This window comes from Bradyrhizobium sp. sBnM-33 (assembly GCF_032917945.1).
Classification (GTDB): Bacteria; Pseudomonadota; Alphaproteobacteria; order Rhizobiales; family Xanthobacteraceae; genus Bradyrhizobium.
Map to the genome: position 1 here is coordinate 4,805,144 of NZ_CP136624.1, position 22,261 is coordinate 4,827,404.

Genomic DNA, 22,261 nt, shown 5'->3' on the forward strand with positions numbered 1-22,261 from the left:
GCAAAAGCATTTGGGTCGCGCGGGATTGCCTCACGCCGCGACGGATGCAGTGAACACGGGCGACTGCTCGTCCCAGGCGACATCCTGGGCTTTGAGGAAGTCCTCGACGCGGCCGATATCAAGCCACAGGCCGTTGTGCTTGAATACGTTCACAGGTGCTTCTTCTTCCAGCATCTGGAACATCAGATCATCGAAGCCAAACGGAACACCCGACGGGATGCGTTCAAGTATTGTGGGATCCATGCAATAGATACCCATGCTGACGAGATGCGCCAACTCCGGCTTTTCGCGAAATCCGGTGACGCCTCCATTTGTCTCGTCGATCACACCAAAATCCATCTTCGTGGTACGAGTTGCGGTGGCAATCGTGACGCCGGCATTATGCCGCCGATGGCTGTGGATGAATTGGTTGAGATTGAGGTCCGTCAACACATCGCCGTTAAGGACCAGGAATGGTTCATTAAGCTGTTCGCGTAGCAGCGATAACGGGCCTATCGTTCCAAGCGGCTCAACTTCCTGGGTGTAGGTGATCCGCATATTCCACTGATTGCCGTCACCAACGACGCTGCGGATCAGATGTCCCAGATATCCAGTCGTAATGGAAACGTCTCTGATCCCGTTCCGTCTTAACCATTTGAGCACGAGTTCGAGCACCGGTCGCGCGCCGATCGGCATCAATGGTTTTGGCAAAATGGATGTGTGCGGACGCAATCGAGTGCCTTTTCCGCCGCACTGAATGACTGCCTTCATCTTGGTCCTCCAGGTTACTGAAGCGCGGAACGCTCGGCCTTTAGTTTCATCGCCTCGGCGCCTAAGTCGCTCGAGCTTACTCTCACCTGCGTTCTCTTCGCATGACTAACCCGGGTTATAACCAGCAAGTGTTAGAAGGTCCGCGTTGAAGCGTGCAGTTTGCCCATAGATGGCGAGGTCATTGCTCGTCAGCTCCTCGGAAGATCGTGCCGACGATCCGGGGATATCTTGGACCTAAAGGGAGGAGCAAACCTGGTGTCGTGTCGATGCCCTGCGCCAAATCCGTGACCCGTTACGAACGATCGTTGCCCTAATCAAACAAGGAGTTCATGAAGCGCTCGAAGAAGGACAATAGCCAAGCCCACCTTGTCGAAAGGAGCGCGACTGCCCTGCTGTCACCCGAAATCTGCAGTTCTGGACAGCGAGCATGGGCGGAATTCGGGGATAATGACCACTGACCCGACATAAAGCCGTGCGAGCGGCTCACTTTGCCTCCTCATGCTCGAAAGCGACCATCCTCACAGAGCAGACCAGACGGCTCTGACTGCGGTCCGGAGGGTTTCATCCAGCGATCGGCTCGTATCGATCCGGATCGCTGTACTTCGGGAAGCGTCGGGCCGGCGCTCTAATTCCCAACGTCGCCGTACAGCCGCGGCATCGGGGCCGCCCTGCTTCACGCGCCGCGCGTCCCTTTCGATCGTCGTCTCGATCGGAGCCTCCAGGCAAAGAAGGAGGTCCGGCTTCGGGAAGCCCTTGTAGAGGATGCGCTCCCGATTCATCAGCCAGCGCTTCAGGGGAGAGCTGCAGTTTGCCAGCGCCGCTTCATCAAAGCAGCAGCTGTCGATGGTTCCCACGCTTTCCGAGGGATACCGGTCCGAGATGACGACGGAGCCGGAGCTCGCAGCTCGCAGCGAGCGGCCAAGTAGCTTGCGACGGTCGTAGGCAAGGAGAGTCATCCGCAGGACGTATAGCAGCGAATATTGCTTATCCCGGCGGCGTTCAGGCTTCTGGTATTCTCCGGCGCGCTCCTTCGAGAACAGGAAGCGCGCCGCCGGCACAAGAAGACGAGGTAACAGCGTGAGCGCGGTCGCGGGCGGCTTGCCGGCGTGAATCGGCAGCACGTCGAGATGCCCACCTAGGCGCGTCGCCAGTGCATGAGCGATGGTGGATTTGCCGGTCGCTTTCGGGCCGACGAGCGCAACGATCATCCCGCCCGTCTGAAGCACCAAGTCGCCGCGACGCCGGAACCGCCTAACAAGCAGGGAGAGCACCCGCCAGAGCCGGGAAACAGCTCCGAGCATCGTGCTTAGCCTGCGCAATCCGCGCAGCCGCCGCGCGACGCGCCAGCCAAGGACGACGCGTCGGACCACGGCGCGCTCGGCCGCGATGGCGTCCAACAGCTGCCGAAACAAAGGCGGGTCGATGCTCGGGAACCAAGCCGCGCAAAGCGCCTCGGCGCGCTCTGTATTTGCTGCCTCGCGCAGCCAGCCCAGCTCCTTCGAAACCGTTCGATCGCGGCGATTGGCCATCAGGATCTCGATCGGGGCTGTGTGCTTGAGCGCGATCCGGAGCGCGAATAGCACAAGCTCCGCTTCGGCTTTCGGGACCCTCACTCCATGCAAGTAGCGGGTCTGCTCCAGCAGAAATCTTTCGATCGGCAGTCGGTAGTTCTTGACCAAGCTATCGCCGCTCACGATCTGAAAATAGGCGTGCACATGCACCATCTCGGCGCTTGCCTGGTCGAGCCCCAGCGCGTGGAAGACGCCTGGATGCCCGAGACCGGAGCGCGACTGCGTCAGCTTGAAGCCGTGTTCGAGCAAGACTGCGTGGAACAGTCGGGCATCACGTTGGTCGACGAGGAGATCGATATCTTCTGCAGCCGCAAGCGTCGCTTCTAGGCGGACATTGCTTTTCCAGTGGCAGTGGCGGATCCCATTCTGTTCAAGAGAGTTGAAGAGCCTCCGGATGAGCTCTTTGCTCGATACTTCTAATCCCGCTTCGTCCGACTGAACCGATGCGGCTTCTCTCGTCCAATTCGAGGCGTCCAAATTCCCGACCTTTACAGATCCCGTCTCGTGACGCATCATACGACCTCCGGTAAAAATCAGATCCCACAATCTGCCGCGCGCTGTCCCCCTTGGGATATACCTCGTTGAAGTAGGTCCTCGTCGCGCCGCAGCCGATGATGGGTTACGCCAAGAGCAAACCACCATGGAGGTCGATCTCGATCATGCGGCCGTCGCTGACATGCGATGCCCCGTAATCGGCGACATATAGATTTAGCATATTGGGATCGTCGTTAGGGTCGCTGCTCGGCGCAAGTTCCAGGTCCTTAACGGCTGCCGCCGCATCGTTGATCTCATTGCGATGTCCGCCGAGAGTATCGATCACCTGCAGAATCGTGCCGCTGTGATCAACAACCCAGATGTTCGAGCTAAAGCCGCCGCCTACATAGAAGATGTCGTGAGCGGCGTCGTAGGCCAGCGCCTCGGGGTCCTGGATTTCCGCGGGAAGCTGGATGATGGAAAAGACCTGCGTGCCAGTATTGTCGATCTCGACAGTCGAGCGGCCTCCAGCACTCCCGTTGACGATGAACAGGTGGCCATTGTTCGCATTGACTGCCACGTCCTCGGGGTCATTGCAGCCCAGATGGCTAACATCGAATTCCCCCAGCTTGACGGTGGGATTGGCCGGGTCAACCCAGAAGATCTTGAAGTTATCGTCGTCGGAGATGTACAGGCGGTTCGTTCCGGAATCAAAGGCGAGGCCCGTTGGCTCATCTGTGAAGTTCAAGAGGCTGGACGACTGAACGAGGGTGCCATCCGGCTGCAGCTTCAACAAATTCGTGGTGCGGAAGAACGGGCTCTCCTCAACTTCCGAGTCGCTGACGAAGAATCCCATTCCCGGGACATAGGCGATCCCGGCGGGATCGGTGCTGCCGAGCGCCGCCATGTCAGTTATCGCGACAACTTGGGGGCCGAGCGGTGCGATGGACCCACTGGCCGTGCCGAGAATGGGAAGCCCCGTGCCGCTCGTCGAGCCCACGGCGGAATCAAGCTGAAGCGTAAAGGACTCGACGAGCTCCGGGACATTATCGCTGAGCACATCGATCAAGACTGTGGCGCTGGTGCTGCCAGCAGGGATCACCACCTGGCCACCTGAGACACCGACGAAGTCGCTGCCGGCGACGGCGGTGCCGTTTATCGTCGAGTAGGTCAGAACTACATCCTCGTTCCATGGAGCGGACAGGTCAATCCTGAAGGCGACGTGGGCGTCGGCACGTTCGGGTGCCGGGTCCGGCGAACTGCTTATCGTCACAGACGGGAGCGAAGTCGTCACGCTGAAAGCGGCGGCGTTCAAAGTGACGCCCGAGTTGAAGGTGGCGAGCGCGACACCATGCGAGGGGCCGGCGCCGTCCGCGTCCCACATTAGTGTCCACGTCGAGGCGGTGGACGAGAACACGAACTGGCCGTGACCGGAGGACGTGCCCTGCACAGTGCCCGCCGAGCCTGCAACGGCCACGAAGTACGTGGGATCGAGGACCAGCTTGCCGGTTCCGTCAGCAACGAGACCGTGACCCAAGCTCAGCCTATAGTCGCCCGCATAAATCCCGATGTGATCAGCCCCGGACGAATAATCTTTGACCTTGTCGGTACTCGTTGCGTCGGGAAAGCGGAATACGAACGTGTCCGAACCTGCGCCTCCCCAGAGCTCGTCCTTCCCGGTGCCGCCGATCAGGGTGTCGTCGCCCCCGTTTCCGTACATCAAGTCGTCACCACCCTGTCCGCTCAACACGTTGGCCGCTTCGTTCCCGGCGAGCTTGTTGGCGAGGCCATTGCCTGTCCCGTTGATTGCCTCTGTCCCCTTCAAAGTTAACTTCTCGATGAAGGCGCCCAGCGAGTAGGTGATCACGCTTTCCACTGTGTCGACGCCACCGTCGTCGATCCCGGGGACGGTCGTTTCGCTCACGACGTCGGCAAGATTGTCGACTCGGTAGAGATCGTCGCCCGACCCGCCATACATGACGTCGGCGCCCGTTCCACCATCCAACAGATCGTTTCCGGCACCGCCGTAGAGCTGGTCGTCGCCGCCATTGGCATAGAGTCGGTCTTTGCCGCCATAGCCGTAAAGCTGCTCACGCCCGCTACTGCCGACGAGATCCTCATCCGACTCGGTTCCGCGAATTTGCCGGAATTCAGGGACTTTCATGGCGCACCTCTCTGGATGAGGGACTTACATCCGAGCCGGACGCGAGACCAGTTGCTATTCCGGGGATTAGAAGATCTCCTTCAGGATTACCCATCCAGAGTTCGGCCAAAGCGCGGGGGCAGGGTGGTGGCAGCGACATGGCCGATTTCGCGTTTCACAGCACCAATCGTTGCGCAGCACCAATCAAGGGGAGCTCACCAAACGTGGGGTAGGGCGCCGCGGTCATGGTCAAGACGGAAGGATGCCGCCGTGGAGTAACCCGCATTGATAATTCCCCCGATCTCGCCACAGAACACTAATGGAAAAGAACGACGCGCTGGATCCAGCGGCCCCATCCACGACGAAGCTGCGTTGCGTGATTCATTCGACCTCCGTCTCGATCACCTTTCCGCAATTTCGAAGGCATCTCATGCAAATGCACGAAGACGCGCGGAAAATTCCTCTCTAGCTTCCTCAACGCACCGTCCAGTTGCCGGACCGGTATGATCGAATTTTTGAGCGTTCCGCGCTTCAGTAACCTGAGGACCAAGATGAAGGCAGTCATTCAGTGCGGCGGAAAAGGCACTCGATTGCGTCCGCACACATCCATTTTGCCAAAACCATTGATGCCGATCGGCGCGCGACCGGTGCTCGAACTCGTGCTCGAATGGTTAAGACGGAACGGGATCAGAGACGTTTCCATTACGACTGGATATCTGGGACATCTGATCCGCAGCGTCGTTGGTGACGGCAATCAGTGGAATATGCGGATCACCTACACCCAGGAAGTTGAGCCGCTTGGAACGATAGGCCCGTTATCGCTGCTACGCGAACAGCTTAATGAACCATTCCTGGTCCTTAACGGCGATGTGTTGACGGACCTCAATCTCAACCAATTCATCCACAGCCATCGGCGGCATAATGCCGGCGTCACGATTGCCACCGCAACTCGTACCACGAAGATGGATTTTGGTGTGATCGACGAGACAAATGGAGGCGTCACCGGATTTCGCGAAAAGCCGGAGTTGGCGCACCTCGTCAGCATGGGTATCTATTGCATGGATCCCACAATACTTGAACGCATCCCGTCGGGCGTACCGTTTGGCTTCGATGATCTGATGTTCCAGATGCTGGAGGAGGAAGCTCCTGTGAACGTATTCAAGCACAGCGGCCTGTGGCTTGATATCGGCCGTGTCGAGGACTTCCTCAAAGCCCAGGATGTCGCCTGGGATGAGCAGTCGTCCGCGTTCCCTGCATCCGTCGCGGCGTGAGGCATTCCCGCGCGACCCAAATGCTTTTTAGCTCGAGGCATGCACATGCTGTTGGTATCAGAACCGGTGTTGGGAGCAGACGAGAAGGCAGTGCTGGCCGCAGCGATCGATAGCGGCTGGGTGACGATGGGCGATCGGGTGCACGAATTCGAATCCAGCAGCAGACTGGAACGGACGGCTAACTGGTGGCATCGCCGCCTCTCGGCAAAGCCAGGCATGCGAGAGCGGGACTTCATCACATGACGCTCCGGTTCGGCCGCGCCGAAATCGTACTGTGGTGCAGCGTCTTCCTGGCGCTCGCCGTTAAGGCCGCCGCAACGGAAACGATCCAGACGGCGCAACCCGTCCTTGCACCTCGCATGGACCTGCCGGGCTACCTCGTGCCGACCGTCGATACGTCCATAGGAACCACCTTCGTACGTGTGACTTCACCCGAAAGCCCGCTGGGGAACGGACTGGCCTGCAGACGCTCCTACTGCACGCATCGTTATTCCAGCGCGCAAGCCTGGAATGCCGACCAGACGCTGCTCTTGATTGTCAATGGTTGTAACGGCCTGTGCTTCCTCGACGGGCAAACATACGCTCCGCTTTTTCAGCGACGTCGCTCTGGCGATGAATGCGAGTGGCATCCCCAGGATCCCGAACTCATGATTTGCGTCGGCGGGCAGCGTATTTCGCACTGGGCTCCGCGAAACAATCGAGAAAAGGTGATCTTTGATTTGGAGGGATATCGCGGTCTCCGATTCGGCCCGTCCAAGGGCAATCCGTCATGGGATGGCAACCGCATCGCGGTGCGCGCCATGACCCAGCAGGGAGCGCTTGTCACGTTCGCGGTTGACCTTTCGATTCGTCAGAAATTTCCAGATGTCGATTTGGCAAGGCTTCCCGGGAAAAACAGCTATTGCAGTATCTCCCCGCTCGGCCGGTACATATTCTGCCAACAGGTTGGGGCCACGGATCAAGGATTTGTTTTCGGCATCGATGGTAGCCTTATCCAGAGCTGGACCGAGCATCATCGGCCCGGCCATGGCGATATGACAATCGATGAGGATGGCAGTGAAGTTTACGTCGGCATCAGCAAATCAGATCCCGACAAGTACCACGTGATCAAACGGAGACTCAGCGATGGACTGGTCACCGCGCTGGCTCCATATGGCGAGGCCCAGCATGCCTCGACACGGGCGATACGCCGCCCGGGCTGGGTTATCTTGAGCTATGCCGGTAATCCGCCCGCGTCAGCTCAGCGTCTGCGTGGGGCTCCATTCGCCCAAGAGGTGATCGCACTGAAAATTGACGGTAGCGGGAAATTTCGACGTGTCGCACACACGGTCAGCGCGCCGTACGATTACCGGAGCGAAACGCATGGCTCTCCGTCCCCTGACGGGTCGCAGGTCATTTGGTCGAGCAATTGGGGCCGGGCAGGGGGACCGGTTTTCGATTTCGTCTCCCGCCTCGATTGGGATGACCGCGATGTTCGGCAAGGAGTGGCACAGGGAGATCGTCCATGAAAAGCAAAAAACACGGCAAGATCTTCGGCCTTATTTCGGCTGTCTTCTGGGCGGGAATTGTTGTGTCCATCAGCAACGAGAACTGCTTCGGAGCTGAATATAAACTCGCACCAGGTGACACTGTCGAGGTATCGGTCGGCGGTTTGCCCGATCAGCGTAGTCGAGGGCAGATACAGATCGACGGCACCATCGCTCTTCCCGGAGTAGGTACTGTGGAGGTTGCGGGGTTGACTCCGTCCGAAATGCAGCGCCGCATCGAAACAGTGCTGCAATCAAAGATACTGCGTCACCGCTCAGCCGATGGCCGCGATCAGACGTTCGTCATCAAGCCGGGCGACGTAATCGCAAGCGTTGTGGAATATCGACCGATCTACGTTTCCGGCGACGTGCTAACTCCCGGACAGCAGCCGTATCGGGCTTCGATGACGGTGCGCCAGGCCGTCGCGGTCGCGGGTGGCTTCAGCCTGTTGCGCTCTCGCGGTCACCCCGGCGCCATTGATCCGGCGGATCTCGTGCGCGATTATGAGTCTTTGGCCACGGAATACGTCAAGGAATACTTTCACCTCGTCCGCATCAATGCGGAACTTGATGGCCGTGACACCTTCGATCGATCCGTTCCGAACGATGTTTCTCTGCCCGCAGTGGTGGTCGAATCTGTGGTGCGCGCGGAGGCGGAGTCCTTGAAGACCTCGCAAAATGACTTCCGTACGGAACAACGCTTTCTGCAGGAGGCGGTGATACAAACGGATGCGCAGTTCGCAACCCTAAAGCAGCAGCATGAGAGCGAAGAAAAGGGTGTACAGGCCGATGAGGAAGAGCTCCAACGGGTGCAGAAGCTACTCGGTTCAGGCCTATTGGCAAGTCCCCGCGTCACCGAAAATCGGCGCGCCCTTCTGTTGTCGTCGACGCGTAGCCTACAGACCAGCGTCGAGATGATGAGGCTGCAGCGTCAGCGCCACGATTTACGGAGGCAGATCGAACGGGTTGCGAGCCAGCGAACCATCAATCTGCTCAAGGAGCAGAAGGACTCTAATGTTCGCCTGGCGGACCTGCGGGTCAAAATGCTGGCGCTGAGCCAGAAACTGCTACCCGTAGGTGGGACAGGAATGCTGCCCGTCGGCACAAGCAATCTGTATCCGGAGGTGACCGTCGTACGAAAGCTCGGCCAGCGATGGGATAGGATTGCCGCATCCGTCGATTTCGATGTAGAGCCCGGCGACGTGATCGAAGTCGCGTTGCGTCCCTCAGCGACCGCTGCCAAGCTGTCAAATTGACGAAAAAGGGGTACCCACTTCGGATACGCTTTTGCTGCTACCGACGCGACAACCTTGGCCAAGTTGCGCCCTAAGCATGAAGCGCCTTCCCATCTGAGGCTTCAAATCACCAGCCAGCCTCCGCGCACTCAGCTGCTTCGCTGGGCGGGTCAACGGAGTTACCTCCCATTGAACATTTACAGGACCCAGTGAAATTGGAATCGTCCTTGTTCGTACCAATTTCTTCGACCAGCGCACTGGGAAGCAAAAATGTTGAATCTCAGCCAGAGTGCCACATTGCCTACAATCGCTTTGCATCGATCTGCCGAATCGATCTTCAATATCTCGAATCGTGCTCCCCCCATCATTTCGGACACTGACGACAAGCGTAGCGATCTGCGTGCTCTCCTAGCGCGCATTGGCTGTGGCCAAGTCTGGATCAGGCGCGGCCGAATTATTGAAGTTAGCGCAACCGGCCGCGCAATGTTGGAGCGCGAATGCAGGCACGCTGCCGGACGCGAAACACTTTATGGGGCTGTAAAGCAGCTGATAAATCGCACGGGCGCACAAATTCCTATCGGCTCTACATCATGGCTGGTGACTTCCTCCAAGGAAGGAATCACCACGCTTGTAAAACAGATAGCGAATGCGTCGTCCGATGGGACGAGCGCACTCATCCTGCTCGATCTCGACGCTCACCCGGAGCCTTCCCCTCGGACGCTGCAATGCTTGTTTGGACTCACAGCCGCGGAAACTCAGCTCGCAGTCGAATTGGCGCGAGGACACAATTTACTTGACATTGCGCGTTCCCGACGGCTGAGCCGAACGACAATACGCTCACAGTTGGGCGCCTTGTTTGTTAAGACACAGACGCGGCGGCAGGCTGACCTCGTCGCGCTGCTGGGACGTGTCGCTATCTTACCGTAGCGCTGGGCGAGTTACCTCGATCTGCCGGTTTGGCGCCCTCACGGCCTACCTATTCAGAGCGTGCACGGCAACAGCCTGTTAGTTTTCGAGATTGCTGAAACAACTCTTTCGTCGATGAATCATTCGAATAAATGAAGACAGTTCTTGGTCTCCTCCTAAGCTCACTTGGTCCGCACATCCTTCAGGAAAGCGGCCGTCGTTCGTACTATCTCCGGTTTCGGCGAAGTTGCATCCGAGACCGAAAGGAAACAGCATGACGCTGCACTTGCTTTGCGTGGGAGGCGAGGATCACGCGCTGCGGATTCCCTTCCTGACTGCTCTGCAAAACCGCGGCTTGCGGGTGAGTGCTGCGGGCACCGGCGTCACGTTCCCGTTCGCAAAGAATGGCATTCAGTACCATCGATACCAGTTCGATAGATTCCATGCGCGCTTTGCCGACCGGATCGCCGTGGGTCAGCTCTCGCAACTGGTGCACCGCGTCCAGCCCGATATTGTTCAGACGTTTGATACCAAGCCAAATCTTCTTGCACCTCTGGCGATTCGGGGCGCGGTTCCCGTGGTGCGCACCATCAATGGAATGGGGTGGGTATTTTCCTCGACAGACCTGAAAGCCCTGGTGTTTCGGCCTGCGTATCTGGCGTTGCAGCGGTTGACCGCCTACTGGACCGCGGCAACGGTATTCCAAAACAAGGCAGATAGCGACTTCTTCCGCCGCTACCATCTGCTTGGAAATGGTTCCTCCGTTGTCATCGGAAGCTCAGGAATCGATGTCAAGGCTTTCGAGTCAGCACGGACGGAGACGGGTAGCATCTCCCAGCTTCGTTCCCAGCTCGGGTTGGGAGACGCCGAAATCGTCCTTACCGTGAGCCGGCTAACCGTACAGAAGGGTATCCCAACCCTCCTGGATGCGGCGAGAATTGTCCACGAAGCGCGACCTAGTGTTCGCTTCCTGCTCGTTGGCCCCCGCGAGAGCGAGGGACCGTTCGCCGTAGATCAGGCATTGATCGAGCGACATGCACCCTACGTGATCGCGCCCGGTGCGAGATCGGATGTTCCGGCCCTTCTCGGCATTGCAGATGTCTTTGCCTTTCCGACTGAGTATCGCGAAGGAATCCCGCGCGTTCTCCTGGAAGCCGGCCTGGCCGGCGTACCGATCGTGGCCACGCGCATGCCCGGCTGTGATGATGTCGTGGCGGAGAGCTGGAATGGCTACATGGTCCCACCGCGCGACCCGCGCGCGCTCGCTGCCGCCATCCTAGACCTACTTCGAGATCCCGCTCGTGCCAGAACTATGGGGCAGCGCTCCACTGAGCTTGTGCGTCGTGAATTCGATCTGAACGTCGTAGCCGACCGTTACACCGATCTTTACATGCGACTGCGTTCAGTCGGCAGTCAAGGCGATGACCGAGCGGCGCGGAAGAACAGCAGTGAAGTACAATGATCGGCAGTGCACTTCTTGCCCTTGGTCTCGTACTCACGACAGCTTCACAGCTGCGGGTTCCCGGTGTCCCCCTCGGGCTTGGCGAGCTCTGCCTCGGCCTATGGCTCGGCTTCGCATTGTTGCACGTTCTAACGAGCGACAGCGTCTCAAATCCCAGAGCCTTGCTCCTTCTAGGCACATTCTGGATTTGCTTTGCGTTCAGCCTTAGCGTCGGGACATGTCAGGCCATACTGCTCCAGAAGCTGGACCCAGGCTCGATGCTGCATGACGCCTTCGCCTATCTCGTGGTTGCAGCTCTCAGTTGCCTCGTGGCCGCGACAATGAAGACTGACGGCGCCTTGCGCCGATTGCAATGGTTGCTGATTACATTCTGGAATATCTCCTTGGTCATGCAAATTGCCCTAGGCTGGCGGTTCATCCGCCTGCCATCGGTTGATCCATGGTTCTGGGAACGGTTTCGCGGCTGGTCAGAGAACCCCAATCAGCTCGCGCTCTATTGCGCTCTTTTGGCAGCGCTATCGCTTCACCTTGCTCTTTCAGCCAGGGGATTTAGCCGCCTCGCCGCATTACTCAGCTGCTTGGCATCCCTCGTCGTCGGCCGGCTCACCAAGAGTGATGCGTTCCTGGGTGCGATGGTGCTTTGCACGGCGGTGTTTCTTGTGCTGCGCTTATGGAGCTGGTTGACCTTGCCGGAGCACAGATACAGCCTACGATCTGCCGCAGCGATGCTTATCGTCGTCGCTTTCGTTCCCCTGTCGCTTTCGTTGACGCCGTATGCGGTAGCGACCGTGGATCACGTGGGGAGCCTAGCGGCCAGCATGACGAAGGATCATGGCGGCGAGGGAACGATGCGTACCGCGTCCCTACGGCTGTACCTCTGGCAAAACGCGCTGAAGCTCGGGTTGGAATCTGGATCGCTCGGGCTTGGACCGGGACCGCATCTTTGGAAACCGAAGATAGCCGACGACGATGATCGGCCCCTTACGCGTCCTTTCGAAGCTCACAACACTGCGCTTGACATATTCACGCAAGGCGGCCTGCTCGGCGTGATTGCTGTTTATGGCCTCTTCGCAGGCATTTTCCTGCTCGTACTACGCGCAAAGCTGGACGCGCTGGCTGTGTTGATGGTTGCCCTCATCTTTTTCAGCATGACTCATTTTATCCCACGCCATCCAATCGTGTGGTTCGCGGTTGCTGTCAGCCTGATCCTTGGTTTGGAGCGCGCTCCGTTGCCAAGGCGCGCGGATTGGAACTTGAACCATGTGTGAAATCGCCAGGATAGTTCAGACTCCGTTTTCAATCCGTCGATTTGTCCGCAATCAGGCCAATGACGGTCCGCCGGCGCCAACGCACGGCCAATGTTGCGCGGGTTCAGAATTGCTGGCGCAAGCACCTAAGCAGCCGCCGGAATCACTCGCGCCTGCTCTGGGCGGTCCTGCTGATGCAGTCATGGCAAGAAACCACGGCTGGAAATGGGGCGTCCCGAATGGCGGATATTCCGTAGCGAGCTCAGTACAGGGGAGCGCACAATGGACGCGTTGACAGGTAAGCGGACTCGATCCCTGACTGATGTTCCAGAAGAATGGCCAGGAACCGAACCGAATCCGGCACGACGGTCCTCGACTTCAGACGATGCCGTCCAAACAGCGAAGCAGGTGCTGGACAGCATCCGAAAATACAAGCCGTTTATCGTCAAGATGATTGTCGCGGGGGTGCTGCTCGCCGTGGCTGCCAGCATTCTCATGTCGCCCTCCTACACGGCGACGACGCAGCTCGCGGTGAACGTTCGAAACCCGGGCGTACCAGACGCTGCCAGCTCCAGCGGGGAGGCGCCTAGTGCCGGGATCGAGGATACCGCCATCGATACCCACATCACAGTCTTGTTGTCCGACGCCTACCTACTGCGACTTCTGCCCCCGCTGAGGGCGCTCGATGATGCACGGTACGACAACAGGGGACCCCCGCCATGGACAAAGCGCGTGAGAGCGTTGTTCCGTCCCGTATGGTTAAAGATCCGGGAGTTGCTCGCTATCACCGAACATCCCGATGGGCAGGCATTAGCTGCATTAAAGGGCCGTCTGATGGTCGCACGGGAGCGTCGATCCAGGATCATCAGCGTTTCGTTCACGGACCCTGATCCGAAACGGGCGGCGGAAGTTGCCAACTTGATAGCACGATCGTATGTCGATGAACTCGCCCGTCAAAAGCAGACCAATGAGGCGAATACTCTGAACGCAGTCGCCATTGTTCAGCGCGAGCTGTCCAAGATAAAGACGGAATTGGATGCCAGCCGTCTTGGCCAGAGCTCGCCGTCCCAGATCGCCGCCCTTGAGTGGCAGATGACAACGTTGGCACAGCAGTTTGAAATGTTGCTGCGACGCCGGCAGGAAGTGATTGCGAAGGGCTTCGCCATAGAATCAGAGGTGACCTTGGTAGCAGATGCCTCGCCGCCAGAGCTTCCCAGCTCGTTGAATCCTTTGTTTCTCATTCCTCCCACTACGATTGCCTTCGCCTTGTTTGCGTGCTTGATTGCAGTTGTCCGTAATCGCTTTGATCGAACTCTGCATACCGAGACCGAAGCCGTAGACGCGCTGCGCATTCCGTGCGCCGGGCTGATACCTTCGATCCCTCGCGGTCTGAGCACACAGCCTCTGCAGATACTGAATCAACCCGCGACCGAATACATGAGATCAATTCGCTCAACGGTCGTATCTTTACTTGCTTCTGATCCAACAACCCCGCGGTCGCAGCAAATTGCCCTCGTGACGTCCAGTGCTCGCGGAGAAGGAAAGACCGCGATTTCGTGGAGTCTTGGCTTTTGCGCCGCACAGCTTGGACGACGCGTTCTACTCCTGGATTTGGGCCACTTGCTCCGTCGACCGGGTGACGACACTTCGGATCTGTTCAGCGTGTTGACCTACGACCAGCCGCCTGCACATGCAATCCAGCGTATTCAGGAACTGGGCATTGACTATTTACCAGCAGGGTTCTCTGACGGAAATCGTCTCTGGATGCTGGCAAGTGCGGAGATCTCCTCGCTACTCGAACAGTTGAGAGACGCCTATGATCTCGTGGTGATCGACGCTCCCGCGTTGCAGGAGGCGCCGGAAGTAGGACTTCTGGTGCGTGGTACTGACCATGTCTTGCTTGCTGTCCGCGTCGGACGAACCAATCGAGACATGGCGCAGACCACTCTGCATCTCCTCGCCCGAACGGAGCATTCCAACGTCCAGACCAAATTCTGGTCAGTCCTGGTACGCCGACATCCGTCAGAGCACGACCATCTCGATGTGGAACAGCACCGCGGATTAGCCTTGATGATTCGCTACCAGCAGTTCAAGGCAGCGGTCCGACGATGGATAAGGATTGAACCCGTAATCGATGTCGTCGGCTCTGCAAAGCCAAATCTCAGGCCCCAGGATCGGTGTAGCAAGCGACCGAGGAACGCATGATCATCGAGGCATTCGGTCCACCAGGCGCAGGCAAAACAACGTTTAGCAGAGCGCTGGCTCAGCGCCTGCGCCAGCGCGGATATACGGTCGATCTCATCCTTTTCCCTCGGCTAGAGAGTGAGTTCCTGAGCCGCGGCGGATTTCTCCCAGCGCTGCTACGCGCCATATCCGCCATTTTCGTTGCCATCGCGATCTTGTGCCGGCCCATCTCAAATGCTCCAGGATTGCGTCTCGCTCGTGATCTGCTCCGGCTGATGCCGCCGGCGAGTCCGGCTTGGTGGATCAGAATCAGTCAATACGTCGTCAGGTTTTCCTGTGCGTGGAACGATCCACACAAGCCCGATCGCATCATCTTGTTTGATCAAGGGTTTGTTCAAGCTGTTTGCAGCTTGGCGCTGCATAGCCGGGCAGACCAAACGACGATCGCTCAGGCAATTAGCATGAGGAGAAGGCCGGACCTGCTGATTCGATTCGACGCCCCAAAGGAGCTGTTGGAACAGCGGCTCCGTCACCGATCAGGCCAAAAGACGTTAGTGGAGAAATGGCTAGAACGCGATGTGCGAACGTTTCTCAAGATGAAGCCCATTACCGATTACGTTGGTTCGCTGCTAGCGACCGAAGATAGGCGAATGATTTCTGTCAATTCACTTGATCCGAAGCTCTTGCGCAATGCTCTTGATCTCGTCGAGGAGGAGATCTCGGCCAGATTTGGGGAGCCTCCAGCGATCAGGTTGCCGTCCAGCCTGGAACGCGAGCAGCTCGACTGCCCCAACGAAGAACCCGCGCCAGCTCCCAAGGACACTCGGATTTCGATTGCGCCGAGATCCGAAACAGACCTAACCGATCGTTTGGCGAGGGCGAGTCTGTGGTCGTTTGTGATCTACGTTGGCGGTGCGGGGCTGACCGGTCTGGCACAGCTTGTGATAGCTCGAACGATTGGAGCCGCGAGCTATGGCATTTATTCGTACGTCTTGGCTTGGACGACTCTTCTCTCCTACGTCGCAACGCTTGGATTTAGTATGGTGCTGCTGCGATTTGTGCCAGCCTATAGCGCGAGAGACCAGTGGTCGTTGGCGCGCGGCGTTATCCGATTTGCATTCCAGCGCTCGCTCTTGGTCGGCACGGCGATCGCAATCTGCGGTATCGCCATCGTGCTGTCGCTTGGGAGGAACTTCGGGCACGAGATGACCGTCAGTCTCGCAATAGGCTTGGCAATCGTACCCCTGGTCGCGCTCTATGTGCTAGGGGGGGCGACGGTGCGTGCGTTCGGGGGCGTGATTTCGGCGATTGCCCCCGAGCGCCTGGGCCGCGACGGCCTTATGCTTGCAATCGTCCTGCTCGCCGCAGCGTTTAGCGTCACACCGCCGGATGCCACAACGGTCCTGAGCGCATTGATGATAAGCTCTGTGGTCACTGCCGGCCTCCTGCTGTGGAGCACTCTGAAACTGTGGCCGCTGCAACTGCGGTCTGCGGAGCTTGCCTATGCCCCAGGCGACTGGTGGCACCTCGCGTTTCCGGTCATGATAATGACTGGAGTTGACGTTATCCTGAACCGCGCCGGCCTGATCCTTCTGGTTTGGACCGGCGATACTCATGCGGCAGGCATCTTCGCGCTCGGGCTGAATTTGGCTCTCTTGCTGATTCTCCCTCGCATGGCGGTGGGGACATTCTTTGCGCCAAATGTCTCGAAGCTTCACGCCAACCAGGATGAGCGCGCGCTTCAAAGCCTGTTTGCCCGGGCAACCGTCCTATCGGTTGCCGGAACGATAACGCTGGCGCTGCCGCTGTTGTTGCTGACTGAGCCACTGTTGCGATTCTTCGGAGATGATTTCGTCGCAGCAGCTCCTATTACCCAAGTTCTTATCGCTGGACAGATCCTTGCCGCTGCAACGGGCCCGCAGCAGAGTCTCTTGACCATGACGGGGCGCGAACGGGTAGCTGCCGCGCTTATGGTGATCGGAGCCATCATGAACGTCTTCGGTTGCGCGCTCGGCATTGCCCTATATGGAGCAATGGGGGCAGCAGTTGCCACAGCCGCGACCAACGTCATTTGGAACGGGGCAATGACAATCTACATCTCCAAACGCGTCAATATGACCGCCGGACTGCCCTTTGCAATCGTGGAGTTTTGGTCGACCCGCCGCCATGTAGTCCCATGAATTTGACCGGTTGCAAGAACCAAAGCGAATTCCCCGTACGCTCGTTCGAACCAGGGGGCGAACAACGAATGGTGAGTGTCGACGGAGGCATTACCTGATGATGGGCGTCGCCGGTTGGGGGATCTCCAGCTCGTCCCGGGCAGAAGTCTTTTTTATGCAGACCGGAACTCGCACGATGATGAACTAGTTGCTCAAACTGATCGTCGAGCAAACGACTCGGGCGCGTGTGTCGAGCGGTAATCAGTCGCAAGTTGCCCAGTCACGCAACAAATCGCTTGTCTGTTCTCGCCGGCCTACTCAAGAGGCGCTGCGGAATGTCGATCGCCGTTGCGCCTCACAAAGTCGATGTCTCTCGCTAAACTCAAGGCCGCAGATAGGCCCAACCTCGCTCTTGCAGCTCCATGAGCCGCACCACTCCCGATTCCGTGACCTTCGCCTGCGAGACGAGAGGGACTTCTTTGGCCTCAACTTTCGTCATATTTTCGAGGGTATTTCGGCATGCCGAAAAGGTGAGCCCTGGCATGCTTTCGCTCATAGATTTGATGCCCGTTTTAACAGGGGAAGTGTCGTCTCGCAGCATGTGCAGTCCAGGTCCAAAAGCCACCACCTCGATCTCAACCTTCTGGCCGAGTTCGCTGTAGTGGCGCGCTGCATTGCTTACCTTGTTGAGCGCAAGATTCATAGTTGCGGGGTCATTGACGTTGACCTGTACAGCCAGCCGATGGGGCTGCGATTGAGCGGCGGTGTTGGTGAACTTGACCTTACCATTGGTTTGGCAGCACTGACTTTGGCAGCATTGAGTGTCGGAGAAGTGTTGCTCTGTGCAGAGCGGCTGCTTTGGGTACTCATCACTAAGATGAACCCGATGCAACGGCGGTGAAGGCGACGAATGATCTGTTCATGTTGTTTTCCTCGAGTGCGCGAGGGGTTCGGCTCAAGTGTCGCCGCAGCGTAGTCAGGCGCGAATACTCGGGTCAAGAATCGTTCAGCACAAAGCGCACGCAATCAACTTAATTGCCGCGAGTGGGTGCATCTACCTCGTTGTGATTACTTCCATTGCAACATCGACAAACGACCAATGCAGGCTGTGTCATGACAAAAATTTCATAACGCCAACCGAGTCGTCACGATGGCCTCACAGGAAATTGCGACAGCATCGCAGCAATCAGAGTTGACCACTGCCGTTCGGGCGGCGCGCCGAGGCCTTGTTTTCCGGAGGGAGCACGAGTCCATTGTTCTCGCTCCTCCCTGTCGGCTGATGCGGTCCAAAACTGTTGAGCGTTCACGTGTAGCAGGCAGAGTTTCGGCGCGCGCCTATGCGGTTGCTGGAGCTTGGATTCTATGTCTCTTCATCGGAGCTATCGAGGATGGTCGGTGCGATGAAAGCCAAGACCCGGCTTTCGCGGCAACAACCGCAATGGGATACAAACTCCCCGAGCCCTACGTCGTTCGAAAACGCTCCTTGCTGGTCACGCAAGTTGCCGAGATTACGCCGATTGAGCCGAAGCGGAGGTTCGAGCGAACCCATAGAGAAATCACCAACAGAGAAATCACCAACTTCGTAGCTCAGCTTGCTCCCGTTCCGCAGTCAGACGCGGGCGATGGCAAGATGGCACAAGCTTCTCAATCTGTCCCCGATCGGGAGCGACAACTGGCTCTTGAACGGGAACAGGAGTGGGGTAGGGCGGAAGCGCTTGCACGCGCGGTCGTCTCGAAAGTCCGAGCGGAGCTCAATGCAGCGCGGTCGACCGCTGAAGCGGCACCGATCAAGCAACCACGAGAGCTGACCGCCGAGATGCTTACGCGTGAACTTACCACCCTTCGGTCAGAACTGGAAACTGCGCGGGCCATAAGCCGAAAAGCTATACAGTCGAGCGAGGCGGGGATAAAGCAAACGCAGGCGCTCGAGCAGGAGCGACAAAGGGCAGATGACCTTGCACGTGAGCTTGCATCCGTTCGAGCCGAACTCGAGGCTGCGCGGGCCCCAGCTGCGGCAGGGCCAGAAGCCGCGCTAGCTGCTGCTGCAACGACCGAGCAAGAGCTGAAGCAGCAGCGGGACAAAGGGGACGCTCTTGCGCGCGACCTTGCTTCAGCTCGGGCGAAACTCGACGCGGCACGGATCGCGGGTTCAGAAGCCAAGCAAGCCATCGCGGAAGCGTCCGCGCAAAAACAGGTCGTTGAACGGGAGCTCGAACAGCAGCAAAACACGGCGGAACGCCTTGCGCGCGATCTTGCTTCAGCTCGGGCGGAAATCGACGCGGCACGGATCGCGGCTTCAGAAGCCAAACAAGCTATCGCGGAAGCGTCTGCGCAAAAGCAGGCCATTGAACGGGAGCTCGAACAGCAGCAAAACACGGCGGAACGCCTTGCGTTCGACCTTACTTCCCTTCGCACGGAACATGAAACGGCGCAGACCTCGGGTTCAGAAGCAGCCCAAGCTGCGGCCGCAATGGTGGAGCAGAAGCGGGTCCTCGAACAGGCACTCCAACAGCAGCGGGATAAAGCAGAGATCCTTGCGCGGGAACTTGCGTCCGTTCGGGCGGAACTCGATACGGCACGGCTTGCGGGTTCAGAAGCAGCGCAAGCTGCCGCTGCTGGGGCTGAGCAAAACCAGGCGCTCGAACGGGAGCTTAAGCAGCAGCGGGACAGAGCGGGCGCTATTGCGGGCGAGCTGACCTCCCTCCGGGCAGAACTCGACGCAGCGCGTGCTGCGTCACCCCCGACTGTGCGGATCGTCGAAGTGACGCGGGAGCAAACGCAGGCGAGTGAGGAAGCACGCAACAGGATTGAGAGGCTCACCCGCGAGCTTGCCTCGGTGCGAACGCAGGCCGACGAGCGTTCCGCACGCCTTGCTGCCGCATACGCCGAGGTACTGCAAGTAACCGAGACGAGCAGGACCAGCGCATCCGAACAGAAAATCGCCCTCGCCGCCGAACGTGACCGTGCCGACGCCGTTGCGCGCGAACTTGCATCCGTTAGAGATCAACTCGATTCTTACGTCCGCTCGGATGCCACCAATGCCGCCGCGGTGGAATTCGAGCAAAGGCAGGCGCTCGAGAAGAAGCTCAAGCAGCAGCGAGACGGAGCAGAGACCCTCGCGCGTGAACTGGCCCTTCTCCGGACAGAACTCGACAATGGGCACGGGGTTGCCCAGGAGGCTGCGCGGAGTTTTGAGGCAGCCAAGATCGAACACGAGCAGGCACTTAAAAAGGAACGCGACCGCGCTGAGACGCTCACCCGCGAGCTTGCCTCGGTGCGAACGCAGGCCGACGAGCGTTCCGCACGCCTTGCTGCCGCATACGCCGAGGCACTGCAAGTAACCGAGAAGAGCAGGACCAGCGCATCCGGACAGAAAATCGCCCTCGCCGCTGAACGTGACCGTGGCGACGCCGTTGCGCGCGAACTTGTCTTCGCTAGAGATCAACTAGATGCCGGAAATCGGCAGCTCGCGGCCTTGAACGCTTTTTGGGCCCCCGCCGCCGTCGATGGCCTGCCCGAGTGGGTCGCCACATCCCGCTCCGTGACAACTGCGGGTACGTTCCACCACCCGCAACGGGCTTCTATGCAAGCCCCTACCTTTAATCGGGAGCCGTTATCGACGCCGGAAGCGAAGCCGCCGGCAGCACGCGAGCCTGTTCTGGAACCGAACGCCGCTACGGTTTCGGCGCCATCTACGCCGGCGCGTACCCTGTCTCGTTCTCTTGTTGACGAACAGAGGCTGCTCGACCGGGCAATCGCATTGCTCCGAGAGGCCGACATCAGCGGTGCGCGGCCGGTGCTTGAACATGCGGCTCAGCGTGGTAGCGCTCGAGCTGCCTTTATGCTGGCCGAGACATACGACGATCGCGTGCTGCTATCGTGGCGCGTACGCGGAATCGCCGGCGATATTGCGAAGGCACGCGAATTATATGAATTAGCACAATCGGGCGGCATTGAAGATGCGAAGGAACGAATCAAACAGCTGCAAAAGCTATCGGTTCGTAGTCCGCCAACCCAAGGCCGTTAACCTGGAACGGAGATCCAGATGTCGCTCATAAAGGTTTCGTCCACGATTGCATTGACGCTGCTTGGGCTTCAAATGACTGCCCACGCTCAATCCCAAAGGCGCGAGCCAGCGGCGGTTGCTGCGGCCGTGAAGGCAGAAGCGGCCGTGAGGGAGCGCACCAATGCATGGACCGTCGGTCTCGCCGGCGGCCTCATTGAAGGCGCGCCGCTTCGCCTCGCGGCAGAAGTCGCCCGTGTCGTGAACGAGGAGGGCAAGCTTCACGTCCTCCCGATCGTGACGCGCGGTGCTACGGAGAACGTAAATGCGCTGCTCTATCTCAGGGGTGTTGATGCCGCTATCATCAATACGGATGTCCTTGACGAGTACAAAGCTCAAGTGCCGTTTATCGAACGACGCCTCGTTTACCTCCTGAACCTCTTTCCATCCGAATTGCACATCTTCGTCCGTCCCGAGATCCGATCACTCGACGATCTCAAGGACAAAAAGGTCAATTTCAACACGCAGGGGACGGCCGCAGCATACTCCGGTCCGCTGATCTTTAGCCGGCTGGGGCTAAGTGTGGAGAAGATGTTCATTCCCCATCAGCTGGCCCTGGAACAAATGAAGCGCGGAGAACTCTCGGCGGTCGTATTTGTGACATCAAAGCCGGTCGATGCCTTTGTGAAGGGACGCTGGGAGCCCGGTTTCAAATTCCTCGCTGTCGAATACGATGCAAAGTTCGAGGACTACTACCTTCCCTCATCGATCGACGCGACAGACTATCCGAGTCTGGTGCAAAAAGATGAAAGGGTCGCGACGATCGCAGTTCCTACCATCTTGGCTGCCTATAATTGGCCGCAACGGTCCGAACGATACCGGCGTGTGGAACGCCTCGTGGATCATCTGTTCAGCCGCCTCGATCAATTGCAGATTCCCGGTTTCGATCCGAAATGGAAACAAGTAAATCTGCGCGCGAACGTGCCGAGTCTCGGCCGGTTTCGGCCTGCGCAGGAGTGGCTTGATCGTCCACAAGCCGGGACCGCGAGGCTGTCGCGATGAGGAGGAGCGCTGCCGTTGCGGCGGCCATGTTCTTAGGAATCAGCCAAGCGATATGTGCTCAGGTCGGCGCCGACAATGCTATCAACCGCTTGAAGGCATGCTCACAATTCGACGGCATGGAACGGTTAAAATGCGTCGATGAACTCTTGAGGAAGATGGCTGAAACACCTGATTCCGCAATTTCTCACGGGCCGAACTGGATCATTAGCGAGACCACCTCGCCGGTGGACTACAGCCCACAGATCACTCGGTAACAAAAGCGCGTCCG

15 protein-coding genes are annotated in these 22,261 nt (G+C 58.5%); 11 read left to right on the forward strand and 4 right to left on the reverse strand.

The features are described from left to right. Positions 1-30 precede the first annotated feature (30 nt). From RX328_RS22325 to RX328_RS22335, 3 genes are all read right to left on the reverse strand, one after another. The gene (locus RX328_RS22325; RefSeq protein ID WP_213255636.1) at positions 31-750 is read right to left on the reverse strand and encodes an NDP-sugar synthase; all 720 of its coding nucleotides are present in this window, start codon (positions 748-750) and stop codon (positions 31-33) included. 518 nt (positions 751-1,268) lie between these two features. After that, positions 1,269-2,834 carry a hypothetical protein gene (locus RX328_RS22330; protein ID WP_317258488.1) on the reverse strand — a complete coding sequence of 522 codons (1,566 nt, stop codon included), beginning with the start codon at positions 2,832-2,834 and terminating at the stop codon, positions 1,269-1,271. Between the two features lie 106 nt (positions 2,835-2,940). Then, complete coding sequence (locus tag RX328_RS22335) at positions 2,941-4,959, reverse strand: Calx-beta domain-containing protein (RefSeq protein ID WP_213255632.1); 2,019 nt, start codon at positions 4,957-4,959, stop codon at positions 2,941-2,943. A gap of 530 nt (positions 4,960-5,489) precedes the next feature. Here RX328_RS22335 and RX328_RS22340 point away from each other — a divergent pair. From RX328_RS22340 to RX328_RS22380, 9 genes are all read left to right on the forward strand, one after another. Continuing rightward, positions 5,490-6,209, forward strand: coding sequence for an NDP-sugar synthase (locus RX328_RS22340; protein ID WP_317258489.1), 720 nt, complete (start codon positions 5,490-5,492; stop codon positions 6,207-6,209). Positions 6,210-6,254: 45 nt separating this feature from the next. Continuing rightward, on the forward strand, positions 6,255-6,452 hold the full coding sequence (locus RX328_RS22345) for a hypothetical protein (protein ID WP_213255390.1): 198 nt from the start codon (positions 6,255-6,257) through the stop codon (positions 6,450-6,452). Continuing rightward, positions 6,449-7,717: a hypothetical protein gene (locus RX328_RS22350; RefSeq protein WP_213255392.1), complete on the forward strand. Its 1,269-nt coding sequence runs from the start codon at positions 6,449-6,451 to the stop codon at positions 7,715-7,717. Before RX328_RS22345 ends, RX328_RS22350 begins: the two co-directional genes overlap by 4 nt. Continuing rightward, positions 7,714-8,991: a polysaccharide biosynthesis/export family protein gene (locus tag RX328_RS22355; RefSeq protein WP_213255394.1), complete on the forward strand. Its 1,278-nt coding sequence runs from the start codon at positions 7,714-7,716 to the stop codon at positions 8,989-8,991. Before RX328_RS22350 ends, RX328_RS22355 begins: the two co-directional genes overlap by 4 nt. Positions 8,992-9,240: 249 nt before the next feature. Then, positions 9,241-9,897, forward strand: a complete 657-nt coding sequence (locus tag RX328_RS22360; RefSeq protein WP_213255396.1) for a helix-turn-helix transcriptional regulator — start codon at positions 9,241-9,243, stop codon at positions 9,895-9,897. 253 nt (positions 9,898-10,150) lie between these two features. Then, on the forward strand, positions 10,151-11,338 hold the full coding sequence (locus RX328_RS22365; RefSeq protein ID WP_213255397.1) for a glycosyltransferase: 1,188 nt from the start codon (positions 10,151-10,153) through the stop codon (positions 11,336-11,338). Between the two features lie 257 nt (positions 11,339-11,595). Next, a complete protein-coding gene (locus RX328_RS22370) occupies positions 11,596-12,606 on the forward strand; it encodes an O-antigen ligase family protein (protein WP_213255398.1) in 1,011 nt (336 codons plus the stop codon). Positions 12,607-12,867: 261 nt separating this feature from the next. Next, positions 12,868-14,790, forward strand: a complete 1,923-nt coding sequence (locus tag RX328_RS22375; RefSeq protein ID WP_213255399.1) for a hypothetical protein — start codon at positions 12,868-12,870, stop codon at positions 14,788-14,790. Then, complete coding sequence (locus RX328_RS22380; RefSeq protein ID WP_213255400.1) at positions 14,787-16,949, forward strand: lipopolysaccharide biosynthesis protein; 2,163 nt, start codon at positions 14,787-14,789, stop codon at positions 16,947-16,949. Before RX328_RS22375 ends, RX328_RS22380 begins: the two co-directional genes overlap by 4 nt. A gap of 361 nt (positions 16,950-17,310) precedes the next feature. Here RX328_RS22380 and RX328_RS22385 read toward each other — a convergent pair whose 3' ends face one another. Further along, the gene (locus RX328_RS22385; RefSeq protein ID WP_213255401.1) at positions 17,311-17,631 is read right to left on the reverse strand and encodes a DsrE family protein; all 321 of its coding nucleotides are present in this window, start codon (positions 17,629-17,631) and stop codon (positions 17,311-17,313) included. A gap of 447 nt (positions 17,632-18,078) precedes the next feature. Here RX328_RS22385 and RX328_RS22390 point away from each other — a divergent pair, with 447 nt between their 5' ends. Further along, entirely contained in the window at positions 18,079-20,955 is a 2,877-nt protein-coding gene (locus RX328_RS22390) for a hypothetical protein (RefSeq protein ID WP_213255402.1), read from the forward strand. Between the two features lie 18 nt (positions 20,956-20,973). Beyond that, entirely contained in the window at positions 20,974-21,993 is a 1,020-nt protein-coding gene (locus RX328_RS22395; protein ID WP_213255403.1) for a TAXI family TRAP transporter solute-binding subunit, read from the forward strand. Positions 21,994-22,261 lie beyond the last annotated feature (268 nt).

Coding starts and splice junctions, on each gene's coding strand:
- RX328_RS22325 (WP_213255636.1), bottom strand. CDS start 750: ATGAAGGCAGTCATTCAGTGCGGCGGAAAAGGCACTCGATTGCGTCCG.
- RX328_RS22330 (WP_317258488.1), bottom strand. CDS start 2,834: ATGCGTCACGAGACGGGATCTGTAAAGGTCGGGAATTTGGACGCCTCG.
- RX328_RS22335 (WP_213255632.1), bottom strand. CDS start 4,959: ATGAAAGTCCCTGAATTCCGGCAAATTCGCGGAACCGAGTCGGATGAG.
- RX328_RS22340 (WP_317258489.1), top strand. CDS start 5,490: ATGAAGGCAGTCATTCAGTGCGGCGGAAAAGGCACTCGATTGCGTCCG.
- RX328_RS22345 (WP_213255390.1), top strand. CDS start 6,255: ATGCTGTTGGTATCAGAACCGGTGTTGGGAGCAGACGAGAAGGCAGTG.
- RX328_RS22350 (WP_213255392.1), top strand. CDS start 6,449: ATGACGCTCCGGTTCGGCCGCGCCGAAATCGTACTGTGGTGCAGCGTC.
- RX328_RS22355 (WP_213255394.1), top strand. CDS start 7,714: ATGAAAAGCAAAAAACACGGCAAGATCTTCGGCCTTATTTCGGCTGTC.
- RX328_RS22360 (WP_213255396.1), top strand. CDS start 9,241: ATGTTGAATCTCAGCCAGAGTGCCACATTGCCTACAATCGCTTTGCAT.
- RX328_RS22365 (WP_213255397.1), top strand. CDS start 10,151: ATGACGCTGCACTTGCTTTGCGTGGGAGGCGAGGATCACGCGCTGCGG.
- RX328_RS22370 (WP_213255398.1), top strand. CDS start 11,596: ATGCTGCATGACGCCTTCGCCTATCTCGTGGTTGCAGCTCTCAGTTGC.
- RX328_RS22375 (WP_213255399.1), top strand. CDS start 12,868: ATGGACGCGTTGACAGGTAAGCGGACTCGATCCCTGACTGATGTTCCA.
- RX328_RS22380 (WP_213255400.1), top strand. CDS start 14,787: ATGATCATCGAGGCATTCGGTCCACCAGGCGCAGGCAAAACAACGTTT.
- RX328_RS22385 (WP_213255401.1), bottom strand. CDS start 17,631: ATGAATCTTGCGCTCAACAAGGTAAGCAATGCAGCGCGCCACTACAGC.
- RX328_RS22390 (WP_213255402.1), top strand. CDS start 18,079: ATGGCCTCACAGGAAATTGCGACAGCATCGCAGCAATCAGAGTTGACC.
- RX328_RS22395 (WP_213255403.1), top strand. CDS start 20,974: ATGTCGCTCATAAAGGTTTCGTCCACGATTGCATTGACGCTGCTTGGG.